Below are 26,030 nucleotides of genomic sequence, written 5' to 3'. Positions count from 1 at the left end.
TTTTATAAAAATTTTTTTACACTTTATTTTTTTGCAAAAATCTATTTTTTAAACAAAAAAAAACCTTATAAACACTATTGTTTATAAGGTTTTTATACTATTAATTTTAATTATTCAGTAATGTAATTACGTGGTAAAGATGGTTTAATATTCCAAATATTTTCAGCATAATCTTGTATAGTTCTATCAGAACTGAACTTACCACCATTTGCAATATTAATTAATGATTTTCTTAACCAAGTTTTTTGATCTTTATAATCTTTACTAATTTTCTCTTGAGCTTTTCTATAATCAGCAAAATCTTTTAGAACAAAGTATACGTCAGGTCTATTACCTTCAACTCCATTTAATAATGAATTATATAATTCTCTGAAAATACCTGTATGAGAATCATCATAAGTACCGTCTATTAATTGTTCTAAAACTTTTTTCAGACCTTCTACTGTTTCATAATCTACTCTTGGATCATATTTTCCATATCCTTCTAATCTTAAAACTTCATCTGCTTTTAATCCAAAGATATATGCATTTTCTATTCCAACTTCTTCAACTATTTCAACATTTGCACCATCCATAGTACCTAATGTAAGTGCACCATTTAACATAAATTTCATATTACCTGTTCCAGAAGCTTCTTTACCTGCAGTAGATATTTGTTCAGAAATATCTGCTGCTGGGAATATTTTTTCAGCTAATGATACTCTATAGTTTTCTAAGAATACAACTTTAATTTTATTATTAATACTTGTATCATTGTTTACAACTTCAGCAACTGTATTAATTAATTTAATTATACCTTTAGCTCTTCTATATCCTGGAGCTGCTTTTGCACCGAATATAAATGTACGAGGTGTTACATCTAATAAAGGATTTTCTTTTAATTTATTATATAAATCCATAATATGTAAAACATTTAATAATTGACGTTTATATTCATGTAATCTTTTAACTTGAATATCAAATATTGAATTTACATCAACTTCTACTCCAGTTGTTTCTTTTATATATTTAGCTAATTTAACTTTATTTTCTTTTTTAATATCAGAAAGTCTATTTAAGACATTTTCATCGTCTAAGTATGCTTCTAATTTTTTAAGTTCTGTTAAATCAACTATCCATTTATCTCCAATTAATTCTGTTATTAATGATGCTAATTCTGGGTTAGCATTTAATAACCATCTTCTTTGTGTTATTCCATTAGTTTTATTTTGGAATTTTTCAGGATATAATTCATACCAATCTTTTAATTCTTGGTTTTTTAATATTTCTGTATGTAATTCAGCAACTCCATTTACTGCATGTGAACCAACTATTGCAAGCCATGCCATTTTAACCTTATCATCACCAATTATACTCATTCTCTTAATCTTATCGTAGTCACCATTTACTTTATTAGATAACTCTATTAAGAATCTTCTATTGATTTCTTCTATAATTTGATAAATTCTTGGTAATAATGGTCTAAATATATTTATTTCCCATTTTTCTAAAGCTTCTGATAATATAGTATGGTTAGTATATGCAAATACTTTTTTAGAAATTTCCCATGCTTCATCCCAACTTAATTTTTCTTGATCTAATAATATTCTCATTAATTCAGGAATAGCCACAACAGGGTGTGTATCATTTAACTGTATAGCAACTTTTTCCGGCAATAAAGCAAAATTATTACCAAATGTAGCTTTATGTCTTCTTATAATATCTTGTAATGAAGCTGATGTAAAGAAAAATTGTTGTTTAAGTCTTAATATTTTACCTTCTCTTTCAGTATCATTAGGATATAAAACTCTTGAAATATCTTTAGCTCTAACTTCTTTTTCAGATGCTAAAATATAGTTTTGAGAGTTAAATAATTTTAAATCAAAACCTTCAGGAGATCTTGCTTCCCATAATCTTAATGTATTAATAACATTATTTCCATATCCTATAACTGGTACATCATACGCAACTGCTAATACATTTTCCGTATTAACTCTTTTGAAATACTCTTTACCTACTTCATCTTTATGAATTTCTATATCTCCACCAAACTTAACCTCAAATACTCTATCAATTCTTTTTACACACCAAGGAGTACCATATTGTTGCCAATCATCTGGATACTCAACTTGGAATCCATTTTCTATTTTTTGTTCAAACATTCCATATTTATATCTTAAACCATAACCATGTCCAGGTAAACCTAATGTAGCTAATGAATCTAAGAAACAAGCAGCTAATCTACCTAATCCTCCATTACCTAATCCAGCGTCCATTTCATAGTCTTCTAATTTATTAATATCTACACCTAATTCTTCTAATACTTCTCTCATAACATCATTGTATCTTAAATTGATTAAGTTATTACTCATGTATCTACCCATTAAGAATTCAGCAGATAAATAATACATTTGTTTTACTTGATCTTGTTGTCTAGTTTTTTTAGTATTATACCAATGTTCTGTAATCTCGTCCATAGTTGCTCTTGCAACAGCATAATATATTTCATATTCTTTTGCATCTTCTAAAGTTTTACTATATTGTCTTCTCAAAGATAGTAAAATCTTATCCTTCAATACTTTTTTATCCATATTTTCCTCCATTTATAATCTAAATATATTTTATACTATTCAGATTGATTTGTCAACTATTAAACCGTTTGCATAAAATTTCAAAAATACATTTTTGTAAAAAAAACTACATCCTAAGATGTAGTCTTATATATTACTATTTTGCTTTTGAAACTTTTTCAGCGAATTTTTTACCAACTTTGAATTTTAATACTTTTTTAGCAGGTATTTTGATTTCTTTTTGAGTTTTAGGGTTGATTCCTTCTCTTTCTTTTCTTTCTTGAACTTTGAATGATCCCCATCCAACAAATTGTACATCTTCACCTTTAACAACTAATTTTTCAACTGTTTCTAAGAAAGCATTAACTAACTCTTCAGATCTTTTTTTAGTTTCTCCTGTTAATTTAGCATATTCTTCAACAAATCCTTTTTTTGACATAAACACATCCTCCTTAATTAATAATCAATATTATTATACACTTTTTTTTAGCTTTGTCAAGTTTAAACTAGTAAAAATGTATGTTTTTTAATATTTATCTTATAATATTATATAAAATTGCAACAAACAAGAATAAAAAAGCAACATATTCTGTAAATTTTTCTATTCCTTCTTTCTCTTGATCTAAAACATTAGCAGTTTTAGCAATTCCACGACTTCTATCAGGTTGTATTAAAATTACACCTATTAAAATAATGGCTAATACCACTAATAAGATTACCAATAATGTTTTCATTATTTAATCCTCCTTATATACTAGAACCAGCTTCAACAAGCTTAGCAAAGCTTGCAGGTTCTAATGCAGCTCCACCAATTAATCCACCATCTATATCATTTTGTGACATTAATTCTAAAGCATTTTCAGGTTTCATTGAACCACCATATTGTATTGTAATTTCATTTGCTATTTCTTCATTATACATTTCAGTTAATAATTTTCTAATAAATGCATGAACTTCTTGAGCTTGTTCAAATGTAGCTGTTTTACCTGTTCCTATAGCCCACACTGGTTCATAAGCTAATACTACATTTAATATTCCTTTTTCACAAACACCTTTTAATCCTTCTCTTAATTGTTCTTCAACAACTTTTTCAGTAATATTAGATTCTCTTTGTTCTAAAGTTTCTCCAAAACATAATATTGGTTTTAAACCATGATCTATAGCAGAACATACTTTTTCATTTATAAATTCATTTGATTCTTTGTAGTATTCTCTTCTTTCAGAATGTCCTACTAAAACATATTCAACACCTAAATCTTTTAACATTAAAGGAGAAACTTCTCCAGTATATGCTCCATTTTCTTTTGGATTCATATTTTGTGCTGCTATTTTAATATTACTACCTTTTGTTTCTCTTATAGCAGTTTCAAGATTTGTAAATGGTGCCGCAATAACCATTTCAACTGTTTTACCTTCAACTAATGGTAATAATTCTTTAAAGAATTTTTCTGTCTCAGTTCTTGTTTTATTCATTTTCCAGTTTCCTGCAACGATAATCTTTCTCATTTTTTTCCTCCATTTTTTATTTCATTACTAATAATATCATATTTTACTTAGCTTGTAAATAGTATAAACACGATAATTACTTAATTAAGTATAAATTTTTTAATTAGGTCTGCTAATATTCCTTCTTCATTACTTACACCAACATAGTCTGCCATTTCTTTTAATTCTGGCTTAGCATTTGAAGGAACAACTTTTAAAGAACTTACTTCTAATAAAGGGATATCGTTATAACTATCACCTGCAGAAATAGTATTTTCTTTATCTATATTTAATATTTCCATTAATTTATTTAAAGTTTTACCTTTATCTACATCTTTATTAACAATTTCTAAAAATATAGGTAAAGACCTTGCAAAAAATAGTTTATCTGTTAAATGACTTGCTTTTAATTTTTTCTCATGTTCTATTAAAGAATCTGGATTAGAAAGTAACATACATTTAGAAACATTATCTAAATCAACATCTTTAAAATCATTAATTAATTCAATTTTAGCATTTGTAATTTCAGCTTCAACTATTGTATATTCATTTACCTCATTTGCAAAAAGTCTACCCTGACTATATATTAGAATAGATAAATTATTTTTCAATGCATAGTCATAAATTTCTAAAACTTCTTTTTTATCAATACTTAAACTATATATTCTTTTAGAAGTTTTACATTCTAAAATTTCCCCTCCATTATATGAAATAATATATCCTCCAAATTCATCCATTCTAAGCTCTTTTGATTGTTCAACCATAGCAAATGTTGGCCTTCCACTAGCAAGTACAAATACATGACCTTCTTCTTGTATTTTAATAATATATTCCTTATTTATCTCTGGAATTAGATGTTCACTATTTAATAATGTCCCATCCATATCTGTTGCTATCAATTTTTTACTCATTAACTATCCTTTCAATAAATTATATGTTTCAATAGAAATCATAAGTTCCTCATTAGTTTCTATTTTAAATATACTAGTTTTAGAATTTTCTAAACTTAAATCTACATCTCCTGAAACTCTAATTTTATTTTTATCATAATCTAAATTTATATTCATAAACTCAAGATTTTCACAAACTTTTTGTCTTGTTTCACTTGAATTTTCACCTATTCCACCTGTAAATACTATTGCATCTACTCCTTGTAAAAGAATATAATATGAACCTATAAATTTTTGAATACTATAGGCTAACATATCAAAAGCTAATTTAGCTCTTTCATCACCATTTAACATTGCTTCTGTAAGTTCTCTATTATCAGAACTCTTTCCAAATATACCTAAAACTCCAGATCTTTTATTTAGTTTCTGACTCATTTCTTCAACTGATAGGTGATACTCTTGCATTATATGTAAAACAATAGATGGATCTATATCACCACAACGAGTACCCATTACTAATCCAGCAAGTGGAGTAAATCCCATAGAGGTATCTAAAACTTTACCATCTTTTATTGCGGTAATTGAAGCACCGTTTCCTAAATGACAACTTATTATTTTATATCCACCATAAGGTTTATTAACACCTTTTTCAAGCAATAATTTTTCTGCAACTTTATATACATATTTATGACTTGTCCCATGGAATCCATATTTTCTTATTTTTAACTTTTCATATTCTTCATAAGGTATTGCATACATAAATGCTTTAGCTGGCATAGTTGAATGAAAAGCAGTATCAAATACAGCTACATTAGGTATATTTGGTAGTAATTCTCTCATTACTTTTATACCCATAACATTTGCAGGGTTATGTAATGGAGCTAATGTTGAAATTTTTTCTAAAGATAAAATATTTTTATCATTAATCAAAAGTGGCTCAGTAAACTCTTCACCTCCATGAACTACCCTATGTCCAATAGCTTGTATTTGATCTACAGTTTCAAAAACACCAAATTCTGAATCTACCAATACATTTAATACAAATTCTAAAGCTCTTTTATGATTAGGGAATAATTCTGGAATTTTGTCAATTTTTTTATTTTTAACAAAATTTTTTATACTGAATCTAGAATTTTCAATCCCAATTCTTTCGCATAATCCTTTAATTAAAACTACTTCGCTGGCAGTATCAATTACAGAAAACTTTAAAGATGAACTACCACTATTTAATACAAATATTTTCATACTTTCACCCTCTTATAAAATTTCTAAAATTACCTTCTCAATTCTCTTATTATTCACTTTTATTATTTTTATTTTAAATTGATCAAAAACTATATCTTTAATCTTATTATCTAAAGGTATAAAACCTAATTTTTCAATTAATATTCCATTTAAAGAATCATAATGATTGGATTCAATATTAAAATTAAAATAATCATTAAAATCGTTTAAACTAATAGAAGAACTAATCATATATTTATTTTGTCCAATTTTTTGAATATCTTCGTGTTCTAAATCATATTCATCATTAATATTACCAACAATTTCCTCAAGTAAGTCTTCTAAGGTTACTATACCTGATACTCCTCCGTATTCATCTATCAATATAGCAATATGTTTTTTTAAAGTTTTCATTTCAATAAATAATGACTGTATTTTTTTTGTTTCAGGTACAAAATATGCCTCTTGAAGAATTTCTTTTATTTTAATATTTTCAAAACCTATTTCATATGCTTTTTTCAATAAACTCTTAGTGTGTAATATCCCAACTATATTATCTAAATCTTCTTTATATACAGGTATTCTTGAAAATCTAATAATATCTTCTGAAGTAAAAATTTCTTCAATATTTGAATCAATATCAAGTGCAAACATAGAAGTTCTTGGTATCATAACTTCTCTTGCTACTTTATCTTCAAAGTCTATAATTTTTTCAATCATTACTCTTTCTGTATCCTTAATATCACTATCATTAACCATCATTTTTATTTCTTGTTTACTAACAATTTCTAAATTATCTTCTTCATTTATTTTGAATATTCTCAAAAATAAATCTGTTGAAAAAGATAAAATTTTAATAAAAGGTATAAATAATTTGTAAACAAATAATATTATATCAATGTTAGTTAAAGCAATCTTTTCTGGATTTAATAAAGCTAACCTTTTGGGTATTAATTCACCAAAAACAAGTGATAAATATGATAATAAAAGTGTCACAAGTATTACCGAAATTTGTTGATAATACGGAATAGAAAATCTAGTTAAAAACTTTGCTAAAAAATCAGATAAAGATATTGCTGCAGAAGCAGAAGCTAGAAATCCTGCAAGTGTTATACCTATTTGTATTGTAGATAAAAGATTTGCTGGTTCCTCCATTAACTTTTCTAATTTTATAGCCTTTTCATTTCCTTCATCTATTAATATTTTTAATCTATTTTTATTAATAGAAACAATTGCCATTTCACTACCAGAAAAAAAAGCATTAATCAATATTAAGATAATAATCAATAATATCTGGGGCAATATGGTCGTCCCTGTATTCATTCAACTCACTCTCCTATTTAACTGATTGCATTGCTAAATATGCTGCACCATATATACCAGCATCATTACCTAGTTTTGCAATTTTTATTTCCACATTATTAACTATAGATGACATTAAGTACTCTGGTAAATATTTTTTAATTTTATCTATTAAGAAATCTCCTGCTAGAGCAACTCCTCCACCTATTACAACTATATCTGAGTCTAGTATAGAAAGTGCAGAACTTATACCTATTGCTAAGTATTCAGCTGTTTCTTCAACTATATCTAAAGAAAGCTTATCTCCATTTTTTGCACATTCAAATACATCTTTTGCCTCCGGATCTCTACCGTATGTTAAATTATATAGTTCATTATTTTTATTAACTTGTAATCTATCTTTAGCAATTCTAGCAATTCCAGTTGCAGATGCATATGCTTCAAAGCAACCTCTTTTACCACAACCACAAAGTCTACCTTTTTTTTCTATAGGTATATGTCCTATTTCTCCTGAGGCACCATTTTTACCAGAAATAATTTCACCGTTTACAACAACTCCTCCACCTATTCCTGTTCCTATTGCCATACCTAATACATTTTTATACCCTTTTGCAGCCCCAACCCATAATTCTCCTAATGTAATTACATTTACATCATTATCTAGGAAAACTGGTTTTAATAATTCATTTTCAAATTCTTTAGCCAAGTTTAAATTATTTGGCCAAGGAAAATTAGCCCACATTAGTACAGTTGATTTATTAACTATAGGTCCAGGTACACCAATACCTAATGACACAAAATCTGAATAAGAAATCCCATTTTTTTCTAGACCAAATTTGATATGGTCCGATAATTTTTTTACAGATTCTTCATAACCTAAACTTGATTCAGTTTTTACTATAGTTGAATAAACTATCTTACCTGTTTCATCTAAAATACCAATTTTAGAATTTGTTCCTCCTAAATCAATTCCTCCATAATATTTCATTTTTACCTCCATTACATGTCTATTACTATTGTTTTTATTTTTGTCATAGAAAGTATACTATGTCTAATACCTTGTACTCCAACTCCAGAATTTTTTATACCTAAAAAAGGAAAATTATCTGGACCACGTTGAGTCTTATTATTTATGTGTACTGTACCTACTTCTAAATTATTCGCAAACTTAAATGCTTTGTCTATATTGTTTGTAAAAATTGAACTTTGTAAACCATATTCAGATTTATTTGCAATTTCTAGTGCTTCTTCCTCTGTTTTAACTCTAATTATAGGTAAAACAGGTCCAAATGGTTCAACCCATGCAATATCCATATCTTCCGTTACTTTATCAAGTAGTAAAGGATAAATTAAATTTTTTTCTCTTTTTATTTCTGTTAAAGCTATAGCTCCTTTACTTATTGCATCATTAATTAAATCCTCAACAAAAATTGCACTTTTTTCATCAATTAATGGGGTAATTTCTACATCATCAAAAGGATTACCAACTCTTAATTTAGAAACTTTTTCTTTTATCTTTAATATCAATTCATCTGCTATCTTATCAATAACCAAAACTCTTTTTATAGCAGTACATCTTTGACCTGAATATGAAAAAGCGCCACTAACTATATCTTTTGAAGCTTTATCTAAATCTGCATCTTCAAGAACTATTGCAGCATCTTTACCTCCAAGTTCTAATAATATTGGTTTCATTTTAGCTTGCATACCTATTCTTTCTCCAATAGGTGTACTTCCAGTAAAATTAATAAAATCAATTTCTTTATGTGTATTTAAATAATCACCAATTTCTGATCCCTTACCTGTTACAACTTGTAATACTCCTTCAGGTAATCCTGCTTCTTCAAAACATTTTACTAATTCAATCCCTGATAATACTCCTTGACTTGCTGGTTTAAATACAACTGTATTACCTGAAATTAATGCAGGTACTATTTTTGATGCTGCTAAATTAATTGGATAGTTAAAAGGTGAAATAGCTAAGACAACTCCAACAGGCTCTCTTTTCACTATAGCTACCTTAGTTTTTGAACTATCATCGTAATTTTTACCTTCTATTACTTCTCCGAATATTCTCATACCTTCTTCTGCTGAATACTTAATTAATCCAACTGTTCTTTCAACTTCTATCATCGAATCTTTATATGGTTTTGAGATTTCTTTACTCATTATATCAGCTATTTTTTCTTTATTTTTTTCTAATATTTCAGATGCTTTATACATATATTCTGCTCTCTTTGCAGTTGATAAATCCTTCCATAATTTAAAACTATTTCTTGATTTAACATAAATGTTATCTACATCTTCTTTAAACATCTTTTTAACGCTACCTAATAAACTCCCGTCTATTGGTGATAAAACATCAATTTCCATTACTAATACCATCCATATATTTTATTATTTCATTTATTACTTCATTTTTATTTAATTCATTTAATATATCATGTCTTGCCTTTTTTACTTTTAAAAACTTAATATTATTTTTCCCATTATTTATTTTTTGCATATATTTTTTTAATTTAGTCTCTGAAACTAAAGCATCTCTTGTTCCAAAAACAACAAAAATATTTGCATTTTCATTTATTTTTTTAATATTTTTCTTTATAAACGATGTTAGAGACAACACATTATTATAAAGTCTTGCTGAACCTTTTTTTAAATAATTTTCATCATTTAAATATGATATAACAACTTCTTTATCTCTATTTAACCAAGAAGATTTTCCTTCTTTAATAAAAGCTCTATTAAGTGTTCTTAGTACTACTTTATTAATAAAACTATTTCTCATACTAAATTTCATTTCTATACTAGTAATTAATTTACCCATAAATATTGAAAATTTCTTTTCTATAGGCATAGATACTAAAACAGAATTTTTTAATTTCATATCTTCTTGTAGATATAGGCTTAATAATCCTCCTAATCCTTTTCCTATTAAAAATATATTATCATTAGAAATATTGTTAAATTTATGTTTAATAAATAATTTTATGTCATTTAATATACCTGTAATTCCCTTATCTCCAAAATCAGCAATGTCTCCCTGCCTCAATTCTCCATGACCTCTATATTCAAATAAATAAACATCATAACCTGCCTCATTTAATTTAGTTGCAAACTCATAATATCTATCAATATATTCGTATAGTCCATGTAACATTAATACTTTTTTCTTATTACCATTTTCATACGAAACATATGGAATTTGAATACCATCAAAACTTTCAAAATATTCTTTTTTCATTATTTACACCTATTTCACTCCTTTAAAAAAATTTAGTGTCATTGCATTTAATAATACACATATTGAACTCATACTCATCGCAAACGCTGCAAACATTGGATTTAAATTAATACCATATTTAGAAAAAATACCTGTTGCCATCGCTACACCAATAAAGTTATATATAAATGCCCAAAATAAACTTATTTTTATATTTTTTATTACTGAAATACTTAGATAAATAGCATTAACTATATCTATTAGTTTTTGTCTTATTAAAACTATATCTGAAATTTCCATAGCTATATCTGTTGATCCACCTATACTAATTCCTACATCAGATTTGGCTAAAGCTGGTGCATCATTAATTCCATCACCTACCATTATTACCTTATTATTTTTTTGTAAATTTAATAGTATTTTATACTTTTCATTGGGTAATAATCCGTAATATATTTCATCTATACCTACATTTTTACCAACATATTTTGCTGTACCTTCATTATCTCCGGTTAGCATAATCGGTCTAATTCCTAAACTTTTTATTTTTTCTATAGTTAATTTTGCATCATCTCTAATCTCATCCGCTATAGTAATTAATGAAGATAATTTATAATCAATAGATACAAGTATAATTGTCTTTCCTTCATTAGAATAATTCTTTATATCAACTAAGTAATCATCTAATTCTACATTATTTTCCCTCATCATTTTTACATTACCTATTAATATTTTTTTACCATTAATTTTCGAACTTATTCCTCTTCCTTCATGTTGAATAAATTCTTCTATATCTAAATTCAAATAATTTTTATCATTAAAAAAATTAACAATAGAATTAGCTAAATGATGTTCAGATTTTTTTTCTATAGAATATATGTAATCATATATTTCATTATTTTCTGTTAAATTTATGAAATCTATAACTTTAGGTTTACCTTTAGTTAATGTTCCTGTTTTATCAAATAATATAACAGTTGAGTCCTTAATAATCTCTAATAACTCCGCACTTTTAAATAAAATACCCATTTTTGCCCCTTTTAAACTACCAACCATTATAGATATAGGTGTTGCAATACCTAAAGCACATGGACAAGATATTACTAAAACAGAAATAGATCTATTTATTGCATCGGATAACTTCACTCCAAAAAGTATAGATAAAATTAAAGTTAAAATAGCTATACAAAAAATTATAGGTACTAAAATACCACTAATTTTATCTGCTAATTTAGATATAGGAGGTTTGCTTGAGGTTGCCTCTTCAACTAAATTAATAATTTTAGATATCACAGTGTCCTTATTTTCTTTTTCAACTTTTATTATAATATATCCTTTTTCTAAAATACTTGATGAAATAACTTGATCATTAATATTTTTTTCTATCAATTTACTTTCACCAGTAATTGAAGATTCATTTACATAACCTTTTCCTTCAATTACTGATCCATCACACGCTATAATTTCACCAGATTTAACTAATACTTCATCTCCTACTTCTAATTCCTCAACTTCTATTAATATTTCTTTTCCACCTTTTATTATAACTGCTTTTTTAGGAGTTAAATCCATCATTTTATATATTGTATCAGAAGCATTCTTTTTTATTTTTGATTCTACAAATTTACCTATACTTACCAAAGTAAGTATTACTACTATAGATTCAAAGTATATATCATTCTTTTTCGTCAACACACTTATGATACTGTATATATACGCAGACAAAGTGCTTACTGAAATTAAAGTTAACATATTAGAATTTTTATTTAACAATGATCTAATTCCAGAAATGTAATATTTATAATAAAATATCATTATAAAACTACTAATTAATATTTGTAATATAGTAGAGAATTTTACAGGTTTAAAACCTAACATATGTCCCATAGAAATATACATAATTATTAATGAAAAAAATATAGAAATTACTAACTTATATATATCATAATTTTTTTCTTTTTTTTCAATATTTTGAGTATTAATATTTTCTTCAACTTCTATTCCAAAGCCTAGTTTTTTTACAGTTTCAATTATCATGTCATTATCTACTTTATTTTCATCATAAATAACAGACATTTTAGATGTAATCAAATTAATATTAACATTTTCTATTCCATCTTTTTTTTCGATATTTTTAGTTATATTTAACGAACAGTTAGTGCAATGCATACCTGTTATATTAAATTTTTGTCTTTTCATTTAATCACCTCATTTTAAATATATACCATATTATACCATAAAAAAAAGGAATAGTATATATTACAACTATACTATTCCTTAGAAAATTAATTATACTTTTATATAATTATATATTATTTTTCACTAAAGAAAATAATTCATCTTTTGTTTTAAATCCTAAATCTGCAGCAACTTTTTCTCCATCTTTTACTACGAATAAAGTAGGTATACTTCTTACTCCATATTCTCCAGCTAATTCAGGAAATTGATCTACATCAATTTTAACTATAGCAAAATTTGCTTCTTCACTAAGTTCATCTAAAACTGGTCCTAATCTTTTACATGGTCCACACCATGTTGCAAAGAAGTCTACTAAAACTACTTTTTCTTTTTCAAATATTTCTTTTAATTGTTCAGCTGCTGCTAAATGTAAAACTTTACTCATTTTTTCCTCCTAATTATAACTATTTTGCCCCTAAAGCCGTCATAGTAAAGTAGTTATATGGTTTGTTAAAGTGTGGTAAGAAGAAAATATCTAATAATTTAAATTTATCAATAGTTACTTTTTCTTGAATTGCAAGTGAGAACACGTGTAATCCAAGTGAAATATCTAATGTAGAAGCCATTTGTGCTCCTAAAATTCTTCTTGAATTTTTATCATAAACTATTTTTACTGTAACTTGATCGTTTTCTGTTTTCATAAATTCTGGTTTTTGATTATCTGTAAATGTAGTAGTTTCTACTTCAAATCCACGTCTTTTTGCATTTTCTTCTGATAATCCAGTTGAAACCATGTTTAATCCATAAATAGAAATTCCATTTGAACCTTGAACTCCTATTCCTTCTAATTTAGTTCCACAAACATTATGCGCAGCTACTATACCACTTCTTACAGCGTTAGTTGCTAATGCAATGTAGTTAACATCATCAATAGCGTTATCATAAATAGTAGCACAATCTCCTATTGCATAAACATCATCTTGAGATGTTTTTTGAGTTTTATCTACTAAATATGCACCATTTCTAAATAATTCTACTTTACCTTTTAATAAGTCTGTGTTAGGTCTAAATCCAGCACATAATATTACCATATCAGTTGCATACTCACCTTTATCAGTAACTATTCCTGATACTTTACCATCTGTACCTTTAATTTCTTTTAACCATTCACCAAATGATAATTCAATTCCGTGATTTTCTAAGTTATCATTCATTCTAGTTCTAAATTCTTTATCATAATATGTTGATAAACAATCTTCTGAAGAATCAACTAATCTAACCTTTTTACCTTTTCTTTCAAATGCTTCAGCTAATTCTACTCCTATATATCCTGCACCTATTACAGTAACATGTTTAATTTCAGGATTTTTTAATTTTTCAATTACTTCCGCTGCATTTTGGAATAATTTAACGTATTGAACATTTTCTAATTCTTTACCTATAATTGGTAAATCAATTGGTAAAGATCCTGTAGAAAGTATTACTTTATCATATTTTTCTACAAATTCTTTTCCACATTTACTTTTCGCATAAACTACTTTGTTTTCAAAATCGATGTCATATACTTCAGTTTCCATGTATACTTTAGCACCATTTGATTCTAATTTTTCTTTGTTTGAATAGAATAATCCTTCTGAACCATCAATTTGATCCCCTATCCATAAAGCCATTCCACAACCTAAGAAACTAATGTTATTATTTTTATCAAAAACAACTACTTCTGTTCCTGGATAGTTACCTAAAATTGTATTAATTGTCGCTGTCCCAGCATGATTTGCACCTACAACTACTACTTTCATACATTCCTCCTATTTTTTTAAATATATACTATATTTTACACTATTATAGATAAAAATTCAAGAATATCATTACTATTAGAATTAGTTGGTGATATTTTATTTTTCCATAACTTACTATATGGTGTATTATAGAAAAGTCCTAAAGTATGTCTTAAAAAATGGTGAGGTTTTTCACCGTTTTCTTCTATTTTTTTCACATAATGAAACATTTTTTTCAAAATATCTTTTATTTCTATTTCTACTTTTCCATTTAATTTATTTATTTCATTAGCAAGCATAGGATTATCATAAAAAGTTCTACCTATCATCACAGAATCTACATAATTATGGTGATTTACTATATCTTCAATAGTTTTTATACCACCATTTATTTCAATTTCTAAATTAGGTCTATCTTTTTTTAATCTATAAACCATATCATAATCTAAAGGAGGTATAGTCCTATTTTCTTTAGGACTTAAACCTTTTAATATAGCTATCCTTGCATGTACTATATATTTATCTACATTTGTTATATCTATAAAATCTAATAATTCTTCATATGTTACTATTTTTCTATCATTTTCTAAAATTCCTTTTCCATCTATTCCTATTCTATTTTTTATACTTACAGGTTTACCAGAATATTCTTTTACAGCTTGTGCAATATCTCTTACCAATTGAGGTTCACTCATTAAATATGCACCCATATTATGGCCTGAAACTCTATCTGAAGGACAACCAACATTAATGTTTACACTATTATAATCTGTATACTTAATAATCTTTGCTGCTTCAATACTTTCATTTAAAGATGAAGTTGCAATCTGTAATACAACAGGATTTTCTTCAGATGTTTTCTTTAATATTTTTTCTTTATATCCATTTAATATTGCTTGTGTTGTAATCATTTCAGTATATAATTCTATATCCTCATTTATCATTCTAATAAAATTTCTAAAATGAGTGTCTGTTCTATCTACCATTGGTGCTAATGATACTTTATACATAAATACCTACTTCCTATTTATTAAAAATATTCCTGCAGCCATAAGTGCCACACCTATCATTCTTTCAAAAGAAAAAGTTTTTACTGCATATCCAAATAACCCATAATGATCTATAATCATAGCCATTACAAGTTGTGAAAACATTAGTAATATAGTTGCAAATCCAACACCTAATGCAGGAATAATAGTAATTACAGATAAAACATATATAGCTCCAGTAATAGCTCCTAAATATTTCCACCATGAAGTATTTACAAATTGTGCAAAAGTTGGTGCTTTTTGACCAGTTATTACCATAAACAATATTAAAAATATAGTTCCAATAACAAATGATGCTAAAGCAGCCCAATAATCACTTCCTAAAGATTTGCCTAATTCAACATTTACAGGTCCTTGAAGTGTAACCACTATACCTGCAAAAATTGCAAGTAGTATATATATGATATTTTTTTCCATTTTATTTTTCTCCTTTAATTTTCAACCATACCTCTTCCATATTTTTTTCAAATTTATTATCTCCAGGAATATAGTATTTTTTCTTTTCATTCATATATTTTTGTTTAATATAATTATTTTCATAATTATGTGGATATAAATAATTTTTAGCACCTACTTTTGTTAGGTGTATAGGTACACTTTGTGCTCCATTTTCTTCTATATCTTCTATAGCCATATTGACAGCAACATAAGCACTATTGCTTTTAGGTGATAACGCTAAATATATTGCACATTCAGAAAGTATTATCCTAGATTCAGGCATTCCAATTTCCTTTACTGCATTCATACATGATGTTGCAACATTTATTGCCTGTACATTAGCTAAACCAACATCTTCACTAGCTAAAATTACTAATCTTCTTGCAATATACATAGGATCTTCTCCTCCTACTAATAGTTTACTCATCCAATATACTGCTGCATCAGGGTCTGATCCCCTAATCGATTTTATCATTGCAGATATTGCATCATATCTATCTGCATAAACCTTTACATTCAAAACCTCAGTTATTTCTTCAATACATGTATTTAATAAATTAGCATGATTTAAAGTTTCCACATAATTAATTGCAGTTCTAGCATCACCATCAGAAATTATTGAAATATATTTAAGAACTTTTTTATCATATTCAATGTTTTCTGATTCTACAACATTTAAAATTATTTTATATATATCATCTTCACTTAATTTCTTAAATTCAAATAATAATACTCTTGAAAGTAGTGCTCTATTAAGAGAATAATATGGATTTTCTGTTGTTGCACCAATTAATATTATATTCCCGTTTTCTAAATCTTCTAATAAAGAATCTTGCTGTAATTTATTAAATCTATGTATCTCATCAAAAAACAATAGTGTCTTATTGACACTATTTTTAGCTTTCTGAGATATTTCTATTATATCGCTTTTTGATGCCTTTATAGCATTTAAATAAACATATTCATAATCAAGTTTATCCGCAATTATTTTTGCTAAAGTTGTTTTACCTGTACCACTTGGTCCAAAGAATATAGAGCTTATGATTTTCTTATTTTCTATAATATTAAATAGAATTTTTTTTATTTTATCTTGACCATAAAATCCATTTAAATCTTTTGGCCTATATTTATAAGCTAAAGGGGTTTTATCATAATTAAATAAGTTCATAAGCTCTCCTTTCTTAATTTCTACCGTATATTTCAGTTAAATGAGCAATATTTGCAGCTAAGTCATCATTTAATGCCCATTCATTTAATCTCCATTGCCAGTTACCACTAGCAAGTCCTGGAGTATTAATACGTGCAAATTCACCCAAATTTAAATAATCTTGCATAGGTATAATTGCAGTATCAGCAACAGATCTTAATGCAAGTCTAATCATAGAATAAACTATGTATGAATCATCACTTACATTTAAATAGTCTCTTACTTCTCCTTTTTCAGCATCTGTTAATTTAAAATACCATGAATTTGTTGTATCATTATCATGAGTACCAGTATAAACTACTGTATTATTTTCAAAATTATGTGGTAAATATTCATTTTCAGGATCTTGATCAAAGGCAAATTGCAGTATTTTCATACCAGGGAAACCAGCACTTTCTTTTAGTTCTACAACTTCATCTGTTAAAATACCTAAGTCTTCTGCAATAATATTTATATCCCCTAAAGATTTTTTAATTTCATTAAACAAGTCTATTCCAGGACCTTTTTCCCATTTTCCGTTAATTGCTGTTGTTTCTCCATAATTTATTGCCCAATAAGATTCAAATCCTCTAAAATGATCTATTCTTATTACATCATATAAAGATAGATTTGCTTTTACTCTATCTATCCACCATTTATATCCTGTTTCTTTTAACTTAGCCCAATCAAATAATGGATTCCCCCATAATTGTCCTGTAGCTGAGAAATAATCAGGTGGAACTCCTGCTACTTTAACAGGATTTCTTTCTTTATCAAATAAGAAAATTTCTGGATTTGACCATGCATCTGCTGAATCCATAGATACAAAAATTGGTATATCACCTATAATTTCTATTCCATTTTGTTTAGCATAATTTTTTATAGATTTCCATTGTTTAAAGAATATATATTGTAAGAATTTTTGATAATTTATTTCATCTATTAATTTAACCTTATATTCTTTAATAGATTCTTCTTCTCTATTTTTTAATTCTTTAGGCCAATTTGACCATGATTCTCCATTAAAATATGTTTTAAGAGCTGCAAATAAAGAATAATTATCTAACCAATAATTATTTTCAACATTAAAGTTTAAAAATTCATTATTTTCAACATCAAACTTTGTAAAAGCTTTTCTTAAAATAGGTAACTTATTAGTATAAATTAATCCATATTCTATACTTTCTTTATTATCTCCAAAATAAACATTTAAATCTTCATTTTCAAGATAACCTTCTTTAACTAAAGTTTCTAAATCAATTAAATATGGGTTACCAGCAAAAGCTGAAAAACATTGATATGGAGAATCTCCATAACCTGTAGGACCCAATGGAAATATTTGCCATAATTTTTGTTTTGATTTTTTTAAAAAATCAATAAATTTAAAAGCTTCAATGCCTAAAGTACCTATACCTTCTCTACCAGGTAAAGATGTAGGATGAAGTAAAATTCCTGCTTTTCTCATAATATCTATCTCCTTATTAAATATTCAATTTTATTATATCATATTATTCATTGATATCAACTAAATTTTTTATTTTCTCAAACTCTTTTATTATCTTTTCACTAGTAATACTTAAATCATTAAAGTCCTTTTCATATTTTTTAAAATCTTTATTTAAGTTTTCCCACCTAGTATAAAATCTTGTAAATTCATTTGAAAATCTATCTAATTGAGCTAAAATTTCTTTTGCATTTTCATTTTTTTTATACTCTATAGCTGAAAATTGCATAGTTGTAATATATATCATCAAATTAGTTTGAGATGAAATCCATACTTTTTTAGAATATGCATATTCTAGAATTTCTGGAAAATCATTATATATTTCCATAAAAATTGATTCACTAGGTAAAAACATTATAGCTTGATTTATCGTTTCTCCTGGAATAATATATTTACTTGAAATATCATCTATATGTTTTTTTAAATCTTTAATAAATTCCTTTTTATATTCTACACTCTTATTTTCAATATATAGCATATAGTTTTCTAACGGAAACTTTGAATCTATTGCTAATTTATTTAGTTTAGTATTTAAAAATACTACAGCATCAGCAACTTTACCATTAGAAAATTTATATTGCCTTTCATAAAGATTATTATCTCCAAATACATATTCCAATACTTGTTCTAATCTTGATTCACCAAATGTTCCTCTCGATTTTTTGTCCGATAATATTTTTTGTAAAGAAACAACCTCAGTAGATAGTTTTTCTATATTTTTTTGTGCTTCATCTATTTTTACTAATCTTTGTATTACTGTATTTACAGCATCATTTGAAATTTTAAATCCATCTTTTAACCTATTTTCAACTTTATCTCCTAGAGTTAAAACATCCTTAGTAATATTTTCTCTAATATTTGATTTAAAATCACTAATTTCATTTTTTACATTTATTTTATCATCATATATTAATTTTGATATATCGTCTTTTGATTTTTCATTTTTTTCCATAAGTTTTTCTATAATTTCAAACTTCATATCTTTAAACTCATCATTTTTTTTACTTGAGATAGTAATATATATAAGGTATATCAATAAAAATATTAGAGCTATTAGCAATACTAAAATTACTTGTAACATATCATCACCTATTCTCTATTATCAATTTATCATTTTTATATTTAAGTTGATCAACAATCTCATCAAATTCTTTTCTTCTTTCAACTGTCATTTGTTCTAATATAAATTTATCATCTATAATATCATTTTCAATAATAGCATTAAACATTTCATAACTTAATTTATTTGGATTCATATTTATCTGATAATATTCTACTTCCTTATTTTCATCTAAAACTTCATTTATTAATCCGTATTCTTCAAGCATACTTATACATCTATTTAGTGCTTTTTCTGAAATCCCAGTATATTCAACTAATTGTTTCATATTAATAGGTTTTTCCATATTATTAAATCTTTTTGATAAAATGTGTAAAATATATATTCCTATCTTTTTTTTCATAGAAAGTGAAATTTCAAATTTTTCTTCCACTAATTCATTTGAAGTTTGTATAGTATATGTAATTTGTGAACCTATTAAAATTATAGTCCAAGCATATTTCATCCAAATTAAAAATATTGGAATAAATGCTAATGAACCATATATTAAATTGTATCTACTTATTGAAAACTGTAAATATATGTATATGCTATATAATATATTTAATCCTATATCAGAAATTGTAGCTCCAATAACTGCTGGTAAAAATTTTACTCTTTTATTTGGAATTAATATAAATAGAGCTGAAATAAATGATATTCTAAATAACATATTAAATATCTTTAAAATATATTTTGTTAGATTAGATATTTCAGTAAATGACTTAATAAAATCAACTAACATAGAACTACTTGCAAGTATTAATAATATAAATATTGGTGCTAAAAATATTACAGCAATATAAGTAATAAATTTAGAAGAAATATTTCTTTTCTTTCTTACATCCCAAATATTATTAAAAGTTGTTTCAAGTAAATCAAACATACTTATTACAGAAAATATTAAAATTGCTATACCCAAACCAGTAAGTATCCCACCTCTAGCATTATCAATTAGATTATTTGTAGTTTCTAAAACATATGATAAAACTTCTTCATTTTGTGGAATAAAAGTCTTTATTTGTAGTATAAGTTTCTCATCTAACCCAAAACCTTTTGCAACACCTAATATTATTGCAAAAAAAGGAAATATTGTTAAAATCATCATATATGTTAGGTTAGATGCTAATAATGAAAGATCCTTAGAAAAATATTTTTTAAAATAAATCTTAGCCATTGAAATTATTTTATCTTTATTGTATTTTTTTAACATTACTTAACTAACACCATTTTCTTATTATTAAAAATTTCAAGTAATATTTCATCATAGTTTTCAATTTTTGATTCTTCTATTAATATTTTTTCAATGCTAGGTTTTGTATTTGGATGTTTTGGTGCAAACATTGCACAAGAATCATCGTGTGGTTCTATTGATTTTTCATAAGTACCAATTTCTTTTGCTTTTTCTATAATTTCTATTTTATCTATACTAATTAATGGTCTAAATACCACTGTTTTTTCAACAGCATTTGATGTACAGTTTAGCCCTTCTAAAGTTTGAGAGGCAACTTGACCTAAACTTTCTCCAGTTACTAAAGCTTTTAAATTATTTTTTTTAACTAACATTTCCGAAAGTCTCATCATTGCTCTTCTTGTTAAAATAGTTGCATATTCTTTATTTGTTTTTTCATTTATAGCCTGCTGTATTGGTAATATATTCATAGAATAAAATTTAGATTTACCATTATATTCACTTAATATTTTTACTAATTCTTCTATTTTTACTAAAGCTTTTTTAGATGTAAATGGAAAAGAATGGAAAGTAACATATTCTAATTTCAACCCTCTTTTAGCCATTAAAAATGATGCAACCGGAGAATCTATTCCTCCTGAAATTAATGATAATCCATTTCCTGATGAACCTAAGGGTAGACCACCATAGGTATTTATTTTTTCAGTATAAATATATGTTTTTTCTCTAATATCTAAAGAAATTAATACATCTGGATTTTTCATGGAAACTTTTGTGAATTCTGTATTTATTAATACATGTGCACCTAATTCTTTTGCAAAATCCATTGAATTTTTTTCAAATTTTTTATTAGCTCTATTTACTTCAATTTTAAAGGTTCTAGCACCTTCTTGATATAATTCATTTGAGATATCTTCTATTTTTTGTTTAATACATCTTTCTTCACTTTCAACCATAACTGAAAAATTCATATTATTAATACCAAATATTTTTTTTAATTCACCAATTAAATTCTCATTATTACTTTCATTTGTATATACATATAATTTTGATAGATCATTTACTAATTTTGCATCAAAATTTATTAGCTTATTATTAATTCTTTGTTTAATATTACCTTCAAAAGTACCTCTATTTTTTCCTTTTAATGCTAATTCTCCATATCCTAGTCCTATAGCATTAATATTTTCTCTTTTTATATGCATTATTCCCCCTTTCTAATATCTTTAGGTTTTATCCATTCAGAATTTTTACCCTGATTATAGTTAGAAATAAATTCTTGCTTAAATTCTTTAAATCTTCCTTCTAAAATAGCTTGTCTAGCATCTTTCATAAGGTTAATTAAAAACCAAATATTTTGATATGTTGCAAGTCTTTGACCCAATATTTCATTAGTCTTAAATAAGTGTCTAATATATGCTCTAGTATAATTTCTACATACATAATTATTAGCAACATCTAATGGTCTATCATCGTATTCATACTCTTTATTTTTAATAACAAGTCTACCATATTTTGTAAAAACAGTTCCATGTCTACCTATTCTTGACGGATGTACACAATCCATCATATCTATTCCATTTTCAATTGCTTCTAACATATCTAGGGGCTCACCTACACCCATAAGATATCTAGGTTTACTCTCAGGTAATAAAGGTGTTGTATGCGCAAGAATTCTATACATATCTTCACGTGGTTCGCCAACTGCTAATCCACCTATTGCATAACCTGAAAAACTTTCATCCATTTCTAATAATTCATTTAACGATTTTTCTCTTAAATCTTCATATATCCCACCTTGAACTATTGCAAACAACCCTTGTTTTTCAGGATTTTTATTAGCTTCTATACATCTTTTAGCCCATCTAGTAGTTCTTTCAATTGAAGGTATTAAATATTCTCTAGTTGATAATCCTGGTGGACATTCATCTAAAACCATCATGATATCTGAACCTAAATTATTTTGTATTTCTATAGATTTTTCAGGTGAAATAAAATGTTTAGAACCATCATGATGTGATCTAAAATATGCACCTTCTTCTTTTATCTTTCTTAAATCACCAAGTGAAAAAATTTGAAATCCTCCACTATCAGTTAAAATTGAATTTTTCCAATTCATAAAATTATGTAAATATCCAAATTTAGCTATTAATTCATCACCTGGTCTAAGATATAAATGATATGTGTTACCTAGAATAATTTCAGCACCTATATCTTCCAACTCTTCTGGAGTCATAGTTTTAACTGTTGCCTGAGTCCCTACTGGCATAAATACAGGTGTATATATTAATCCATGTGGTGTTTCAATTATTCCAGCTCTTGCCCTCCCATCTTTTTTTTCTAAATTATATTTAATTGGTTTTTCCATTTTTTCACTTCCTATTTACGTATTATTTCTAATATTTCTCTCATATTTAAAAGATTTTTACTTAATTTCTCATAATCTTCTCTCTTCTTGACTAATACTCCTAATTGTATTAATGCTAGACTTTCTCCATTTTCTTTTACTACTTTTGTATTTACACCTGTTAAGTCCATTTTATATTCATTTAATAATCTCATAATATCTAACATTAAACCTGGTCTACCTACTGTTTTTATAGTAAAATACATCTGATATTTAGCATTAGATTTTTCTAATAAACTTTCATCCCAATATACTTCTATTTCTCTTTCTGGTTCTTGTTCCAGTAATTTTAATACATTATTGCAATCAGATCTATGTATTACTATACCTCTACCTCTAGTAACAAATCCAGATATATTATCTCCTGGTAAAGGGGCACAACATTTTGCAAAATTAAATAAAGTATTATCAGAACCGCTTACTTTAATTCCTTGATTATTTTCCCTTATTTTTTGAGTACCTTTTGCTGTTTCTTCTTCTATTGCTTGTTCTATACTTACTTCTGTTTTCTTTTCAAATTTAGCAATAAAATGTTCTAAGTTTAATTCGTTATTAGCAAATTTATAATAAAGTTGTTCTATATTCATTATATTAAATTTCTTCATATATAGTAAAACTCTATCATCATCTTCAAAGTCTTTGAATTTTAAACCTATTTTATTAAATTCTTCATTTATTAGAATTTCTCCTTCTTTAGATTTAATTTCAAATTCCATATCTTTAAACCATTTTCTAATCTTTGATTTAGAACTTTGATTATTAACTATATTTATCCAATCATTTCCTGGTCCTTTAGCTGTTTTTGATGTAAGTATCTCAATCTTATCACCATTTTCAACAACATAATCTAAAGTAACAATTCTATCATTTACTTTTGCACCTATAGTTCTGTATCCTATTTGAGTGTGGACCTGGAATGCAAAATCTAATACAGTTGATCCAGCTGTTAATTCAACAACATCACCTTTAGGAGTGAAAACAAATATTGTTTTCTTTAAAATTTGTTCTGTTACTTCTTTTGCAAAAGTTTCTTCTTGGACTGTATTATTTACTCCTTCAATACTATTTTCAATTATCTTCTTAACTGCTGCATAATATTTTTCATTTTTATCTTTTGATTTTTTTTCTTTATACATCCAGTGTGCAGCAACTCCTTCTTCTGCAATCTGATGCATTTCTTCAGTTCTAATCTGTATTTCAATAATTTGATTCTCTAGACCTCTAACAGTTGTATGTATAGATTGATATCCATTAGCTTTAGGTACAGCAATATAGTCTTTAAATCTACCAGGTACTGGTGTAAATATTGAATGAATTAAACCTAATACTGCATAACAATCCACTTCCTTTTTAGTTAAGACTCTTATCGCTGTTAAATCCATCAATTCTTTAAATTGTTTGTTTTTTTCATACATTTTTTTATAGATGCTATATAAATGTTTAGTTCTACCATTAACTGTTGCATCAATGCTAGATTTTTTAAGTTCATTTTCAATAATTTCAATTATTTTTTTTATATATCTTTGTCTTTCTTCCTTTTTAGCATTAACTAAACCTTTAATTTCTTGGTATCCTTTTTGATTTAAATAATAAAAAGATATATCTTCTAATTCTGATTTTATTTTTCCCATACCAATTCTATGAGCTATAGGGGCAAATATATCCATAGTTTCTTTAGATTTTTCAATCTGCTTCTCTGGTGTTTGAAATTTTAATGTTCTCATATTATGTAATCTATCAGCTAATTTAATTATTACAACTCTAACATCTTCAGACATAGCAACTACCATTTTACGTACATTTTCAATTTGTTTACCTTCTTTTTTAGGTAAATTTCTTAATTTTGTAACTCCATCAATTAACATTGCTACATCTTTACCAAAACTATATTCAATATCTGAAAGAGTAATTAAAGTATCTTCAACAACATCGTGTAATATACCAGCAACTATAGTATCTGTATCCATTCTAAGCGCTAATAATATTTCTGCAACTTCAAGTGGGTGAACAATATATTCTTCACCACTTTTTCTTTTTTGATCTCTGTGTGATTCTTCTGCTAAAACATAAGCCTCTTCTATTCTTTCTATATCAAGTTCTTTATGATTTTCAATAATATCATTTTTTAATCTTTGAAATACTTCTCTTCCAGTAATATTAGCCATAAAAATCTCCCCTAAATATGTATTCTAATACTAAATTTTACCATTTTTTTTTTGCTAATGCAAACAATAAAAAAAAATACTGAAAAAACCTAAATTAAAATAGTAAGTGTCCAAAAATAACTTGAAAAAAATTGGATATACAGTACAATCATAAACGACTAAATTAATTGAAAGGAACTGTATACCCATGACTAATAATAACACAAAAATAGAAAATAATAAAGAGCTAAATTACAAACATTTAAATTATGTTGATAGAGTAATAATAGAACACGAATTAAAACAAGTTAATATGCTAAATATAACTAAGTTTGTTTCAAATCCAACAACTACAAACAAAAAATTTTTTTGTAATGTTTTA

General features: G+C 26.0%; 22 protein-coding genes. All 22 read right to left on the bottom strand.

Features of this window, described 5'->3' with window-relative positions; genetic code table 11:
- Positions 1-110 precede the first annotated feature (110 nt).
- The 22 genes from AYC60_RS07010 to AYC60_RS06905 all read right to left on the bottom strand — a co-directional run bounded on the left by AYC60_RS07010 (position 111) and on the right by AYC60_RS06905 (position 25,669).
- Complete coding sequence (locus AYC60_RS07010; protein WP_067322912.1) at positions 111-2,570, bottom strand: glycogen/starch/alpha-glucan phosphorylase; 2,460 nt, start codon at positions 2,568-2,570, stop codon at positions 111-113.
- A 136-nt stretch (positions 2,571-2,706) separates the two neighbouring features.
- Positions 2,707-2,988 carry an HU family DNA-binding protein gene (locus tag AYC60_RS07005; RefSeq protein ID WP_067322909.1) on the bottom strand — a complete coding sequence of 94 codons (282 nt, stop codon included), beginning with the start codon at positions 2,986-2,988 and terminating at the stop codon, positions 2,707-2,709.
- 94 nt (positions 2,989-3,082) lie between these two features.
- Positions 3,083-3,283, bottom strand: coding sequence for a preprotein translocase subunit SecG (locus AYC60_RS07000; RefSeq protein ID WP_012858813.1), 201 nt, complete (start codon positions 3,281-3,283; stop codon positions 3,083-3,085).
- 13 nt (positions 3,284-3,296) lie between these two features.
- The gene (tpiA, locus tag AYC60_RS06995) at positions 3,297-4,055 is read right to left on the bottom strand and encodes a triose-phosphate isomerase (protein WP_067322906.1); all 759 of its coding nucleotides are present in this window, start codon (positions 4,053-4,055) and stop codon (positions 3,297-3,299) included.
- Between the two features lie 80 nt (positions 4,056-4,135).
- Positions 4,136-4,945: a Cof-type HAD-IIB family hydrolase gene (locus AYC60_RS06990; protein WP_067322903.1), complete on the bottom strand. Its 810-nt coding sequence runs from the start codon at positions 4,943-4,945 to the stop codon at positions 4,136-4,138.
- Positions 4,946-4,948: 3 nt separating this feature from the next.
- Positions 4,949-6,169, bottom strand: coding sequence for an acetate/propionate family kinase (locus AYC60_RS06985; RefSeq protein ID WP_067322901.1), 1,221 nt, complete (start codon positions 6,167-6,169; stop codon positions 4,949-4,951).
- Positions 6,170-6,181: 12 nt separating this feature from the next.
- Positions 6,182-7,471, bottom strand: coding sequence for a hemolysin family protein (locus AYC60_RS06980; protein ID WP_067322898.1), 1,290 nt, complete (start codon positions 7,469-7,471; stop codon positions 6,182-6,184).
- Between the two features lie 13 nt (positions 7,472-7,484).
- Positions 7,485-8,438, bottom strand: coding sequence for an ROK family protein (locus AYC60_RS06975; protein ID WP_067322895.1), 954 nt, complete (start codon positions 8,436-8,438; stop codon positions 7,485-7,487).
- Between the two features lie 11 nt (positions 8,439-8,449).
- A complete protein-coding gene (locus AYC60_RS06970) occupies positions 8,450-9,823 on the bottom strand; it encodes an NADP-dependent glyceraldehyde-3-phosphate dehydrogenase (protein ID WP_082762597.1) in 1,374 nt (457 codons plus the stop codon).
- Complete coding sequence (locus AYC60_RS06965; RefSeq protein ID WP_067322890.1) at positions 9,813-10,694, bottom strand: alpha/beta fold hydrolase; 882 nt, start codon at positions 10,692-10,694, stop codon at positions 9,813-9,815. The genes AYC60_RS06970 and AYC60_RS06965 overlap by 11 nt, the downstream gene beginning before the upstream one ends.
- 9 nt (positions 10,695-10,703) lie before the next feature.
- On the bottom strand, positions 10,704-12,872 hold the full coding sequence (locus AYC60_RS06960) for a heavy metal translocating P-type ATPase (protein WP_067322887.1): 2,169 nt from the start codon (positions 12,870-12,872) through the stop codon (positions 10,704-10,706).
- Positions 12,873-12,978: 106 nt separating this feature from the next.
- Complete coding sequence (gene trxA, locus AYC60_RS06955; protein ID WP_067322884.1) at positions 12,979-13,296, bottom strand: thioredoxin; 318 nt, start codon at positions 13,294-13,296, stop codon at positions 12,979-12,981.
- A gap of 19 nt (positions 13,297-13,315) precedes the next feature.
- Positions 13,316-14,650 carry a H2O-forming NADH oxidase gene (gene nox, locus AYC60_RS06950; protein ID WP_067322881.1) on the bottom strand — a complete coding sequence of 445 codons (1,335 nt, stop codon included), beginning with the start codon at positions 14,648-14,650 and terminating at the stop codon, positions 13,316-13,318.
- A 35-nt stretch (positions 14,651-14,685) separates the two neighbouring features.
- Positions 14,686-15,639 carry a tRNA dihydrouridine(20/20a) synthase DusA gene (dusA, locus tag AYC60_RS06945; protein WP_067322879.1) on the bottom strand — a complete coding sequence of 318 codons (954 nt, stop codon included), beginning with the start codon at positions 15,637-15,639 and terminating at the stop codon, positions 14,686-14,688.
- 6 nt (positions 15,640-15,645) lie between these two features.
- Positions 15,646-16,095: a DMT family transporter gene (locus tag AYC60_RS06940; protein ID WP_067322876.1), complete on the bottom strand. Its 450-nt coding sequence runs from the start codon at positions 16,093-16,095 to the stop codon at positions 15,646-15,648.
- Position 16,096: 1 nt separating this feature from the next.
- A complete protein-coding gene (locus tag AYC60_RS06935) occupies positions 16,097-17,284 on the bottom strand; it encodes a replication-associated recombination protein A (RefSeq protein WP_067322873.1) in 1,188 nt (395 codons plus the stop codon).
- A 13-nt stretch (positions 17,285-17,297) separates the two neighbouring features.
- Positions 17,298-18,770 carry a 4-alpha-glucanotransferase gene (gene malQ, locus AYC60_RS06930; RefSeq protein ID WP_330996907.1) on the bottom strand — a complete coding sequence of 491 codons (1,473 nt, stop codon included), beginning with the start codon at positions 18,768-18,770 and terminating at the stop codon, positions 17,298-17,300.
- A gap of 40 nt (positions 18,771-18,810) precedes the next feature.
- A complete protein-coding gene (locus AYC60_RS06925) occupies positions 18,811-19,887 on the bottom strand; it encodes a DNA recombination protein RmuC (RefSeq protein WP_067322869.1) in 1,077 nt (358 codons plus the stop codon).
- A gap of 4 nt (positions 19,888-19,891) precedes the next feature.
- Positions 19,892-21,118, bottom strand: a complete 1,227-nt coding sequence (locus tag AYC60_RS06920) for a YihY/virulence factor BrkB family protein (RefSeq protein WP_067322867.1) — start codon at positions 21,116-21,118, stop codon at positions 19,892-19,894.
- Positions 21,118-22,302 carry a tRNA uracil 4-sulfurtransferase ThiI gene (gene thiI / locus AYC60_RS06915; RefSeq protein ID WP_067322864.1) on the bottom strand — a complete coding sequence of 395 codons (1,185 nt, stop codon included), beginning with the start codon at positions 22,300-22,302 and terminating at the stop codon, positions 21,118-21,120. The genes AYC60_RS06920 and thiI overlap by 1 nt, the downstream gene beginning before the upstream one ends.
- Positions 22,302-23,465 (bottom strand): tRNA guanosine(34) transglycosylase Tgt, encoded by a 1,164-nt coding sequence (gene tgt / locus AYC60_RS06910; protein ID WP_067322861.1) that lies wholly within the window; start codon positions 23,463-23,465, stop codon positions 22,302-22,304. The genes thiI and tgt overlap by 1 nt, the downstream gene beginning before the upstream one ends.
- 11 nt (positions 23,466-23,476) lie before the next feature.
- On the bottom strand, positions 23,477-25,669 hold the full coding sequence (locus tag AYC60_RS06905) for a RelA/SpoT family protein (RefSeq protein ID WP_067322858.1): 2,193 nt from the start codon (positions 25,667-25,669) through the stop codon (positions 23,477-23,479).
- Positions 25,670-26,030 lie beyond the last annotated feature (361 nt).

Source organism: Streptobacillus felis, assembly GCF_001559775.1.
In the GTDB taxonomy this organism is placed as follows: Bacteria; Fusobacteriota; Fusobacteriia; order Fusobacteriales; family Leptotrichiaceae; genus Streptobacillus; species Streptobacillus felis.
The sequence above is the reverse complement of the archived record's forward strand: the minus strand, read 5'-3'. Positions and strand labels throughout refer to the sequence as shown.

What these genes read in the sequence shown, in the direction of transcription:
- thiI (WP_067322864.1), bottom strand. Translation starts at nt 22,302, where the DNA reads ATGCATATAAAAAGAGAAAATATTAATGCTATAGGACTAGGATATGGA.
- tgt (WP_067322861.1), bottom strand. Translation starts at nt 23,465, where the DNA reads ATGGAAAAACCAATTAAATATAATTTAGAAAAAAAAGATGGGAGGGCA.
- nox (WP_067322881.1), bottom strand. Translation starts at nt 14,650, where the DNA reads ATGAAAGTAGTAGTTGTAGGTGCAAATCATGCTGGGACAGCGACAATT.
- tpiA (WP_067322906.1), bottom strand. Translation starts at nt 4,055, where the DNA reads ATGAGAAAGATTATCGTTGCAGGAAACTGGAAAATGAATAAAACAAGA.
- AYC60_RS06920 (WP_067322867.1), bottom strand. Translation starts at nt 21,118, where the DNA reads ATGTTAAAAAAATACAATAAAGATAAAATAATTTCAATGGCTAAGATT.
- AYC60_RS06975 (WP_067322895.1), bottom strand. Translation starts at nt 8,438, where the DNA reads ATGAAATATTATGGAGGAATTGATTTAGGAGGAACAAATTCTAAAATT.
- AYC60_RS06965 (WP_067322890.1), bottom strand. Translation starts at nt 10,694, where the DNA reads ATGAAAAAAGAATATTTTGAAAGTTTTGATGGTATTCAAATTCCATAT.
- AYC60_RS06990 (WP_067322903.1), bottom strand. Translation starts at nt 4,945, where the DNA reads ATGAGTAAAAAATTGATAGCAACAGATATGGATGGGACATTATTAAAT.
- AYC60_RS06970 (WP_082762597.1), bottom strand. Translation starts at nt 9,823, where the DNA reads ATGGAAATTGATGTTTTATCACCAATAGACGGGAGTTTATTAGGTAGC.
- trxA (WP_067322884.1), bottom strand. Translation starts at nt 13,296, where the DNA reads ATGAGTAAAGTTTTACATTTAGCAGCAGCTGAACAATTAAAAGAAATA.
- AYC60_RS06980 (WP_067322898.1), bottom strand. Translation starts at nt 7,471, where the DNA reads ATGAATACAGGGACGACCATATTGCCCCAGATATTATTGATTATTATC.
- AYC60_RS06940 (WP_067322876.1), bottom strand. Translation starts at nt 16,095, where the DNA reads ATGGAAAAAAATATCATATATATACTACTTGCAATTTTTGCAGGTATA.
- AYC60_RS06985 (WP_067322901.1), bottom strand. Translation starts at nt 6,169, where the DNA reads ATGAAAATATTTGTATTAAATAGTGGTAGTTCATCTTTAAAGTTTTCT.
- AYC60_RS06960 (WP_067322887.1), bottom strand. Translation starts at nt 12,872, where the DNA reads ATGAAAAGACAAAAATTTAATATAACAGGTATGCATTGCACTAACTGT.
- AYC60_RS07000 (WP_012858813.1), bottom strand. Translation starts at nt 3,283, where the DNA reads ATGAAAACATTATTGGTAATCTTATTAGTGGTATTAGCCATTATTTTA.
- AYC60_RS06925 (WP_067322869.1), bottom strand. Translation starts at nt 19,887, where the DNA reads ATGTTACAAGTAATTTTAGTATTGCTAATAGCTCTAATATTTTTATTG.
- AYC60_RS06935 (WP_067322873.1), bottom strand. Translation starts at nt 17,284, where the DNA reads ATGAACTTATTTAATTATGATAAAACCCCTTTAGCTTATAAATATAGG.
- AYC60_RS06905 (WP_067322858.1), bottom strand. Translation starts at nt 25,669, where the DNA reads ATGGCTAATATTACTGGAAGAGAAGTATTTCAAAGATTAAAAAATGAT.
- AYC60_RS07010 (WP_067322912.1), bottom strand. Translation starts at nt 2,570, where the DNA reads ATGGATAAAAAAGTATTGAAGGATAAGATTTTACTATCTTTGAGAAGA.
- dusA (WP_067322879.1), bottom strand. Translation starts at nt 15,639, where the DNA reads ATGTATAAAGTATCATTAGCACCAATGGTAGATAGAACAGACACTCAT.
- AYC60_RS07005 (WP_067322909.1), bottom strand. Translation starts at nt 2,988, where the DNA reads ATGTCAAAAAAAGGATTTGTTGAAGAATATGCTAAATTAACAGGAGAA.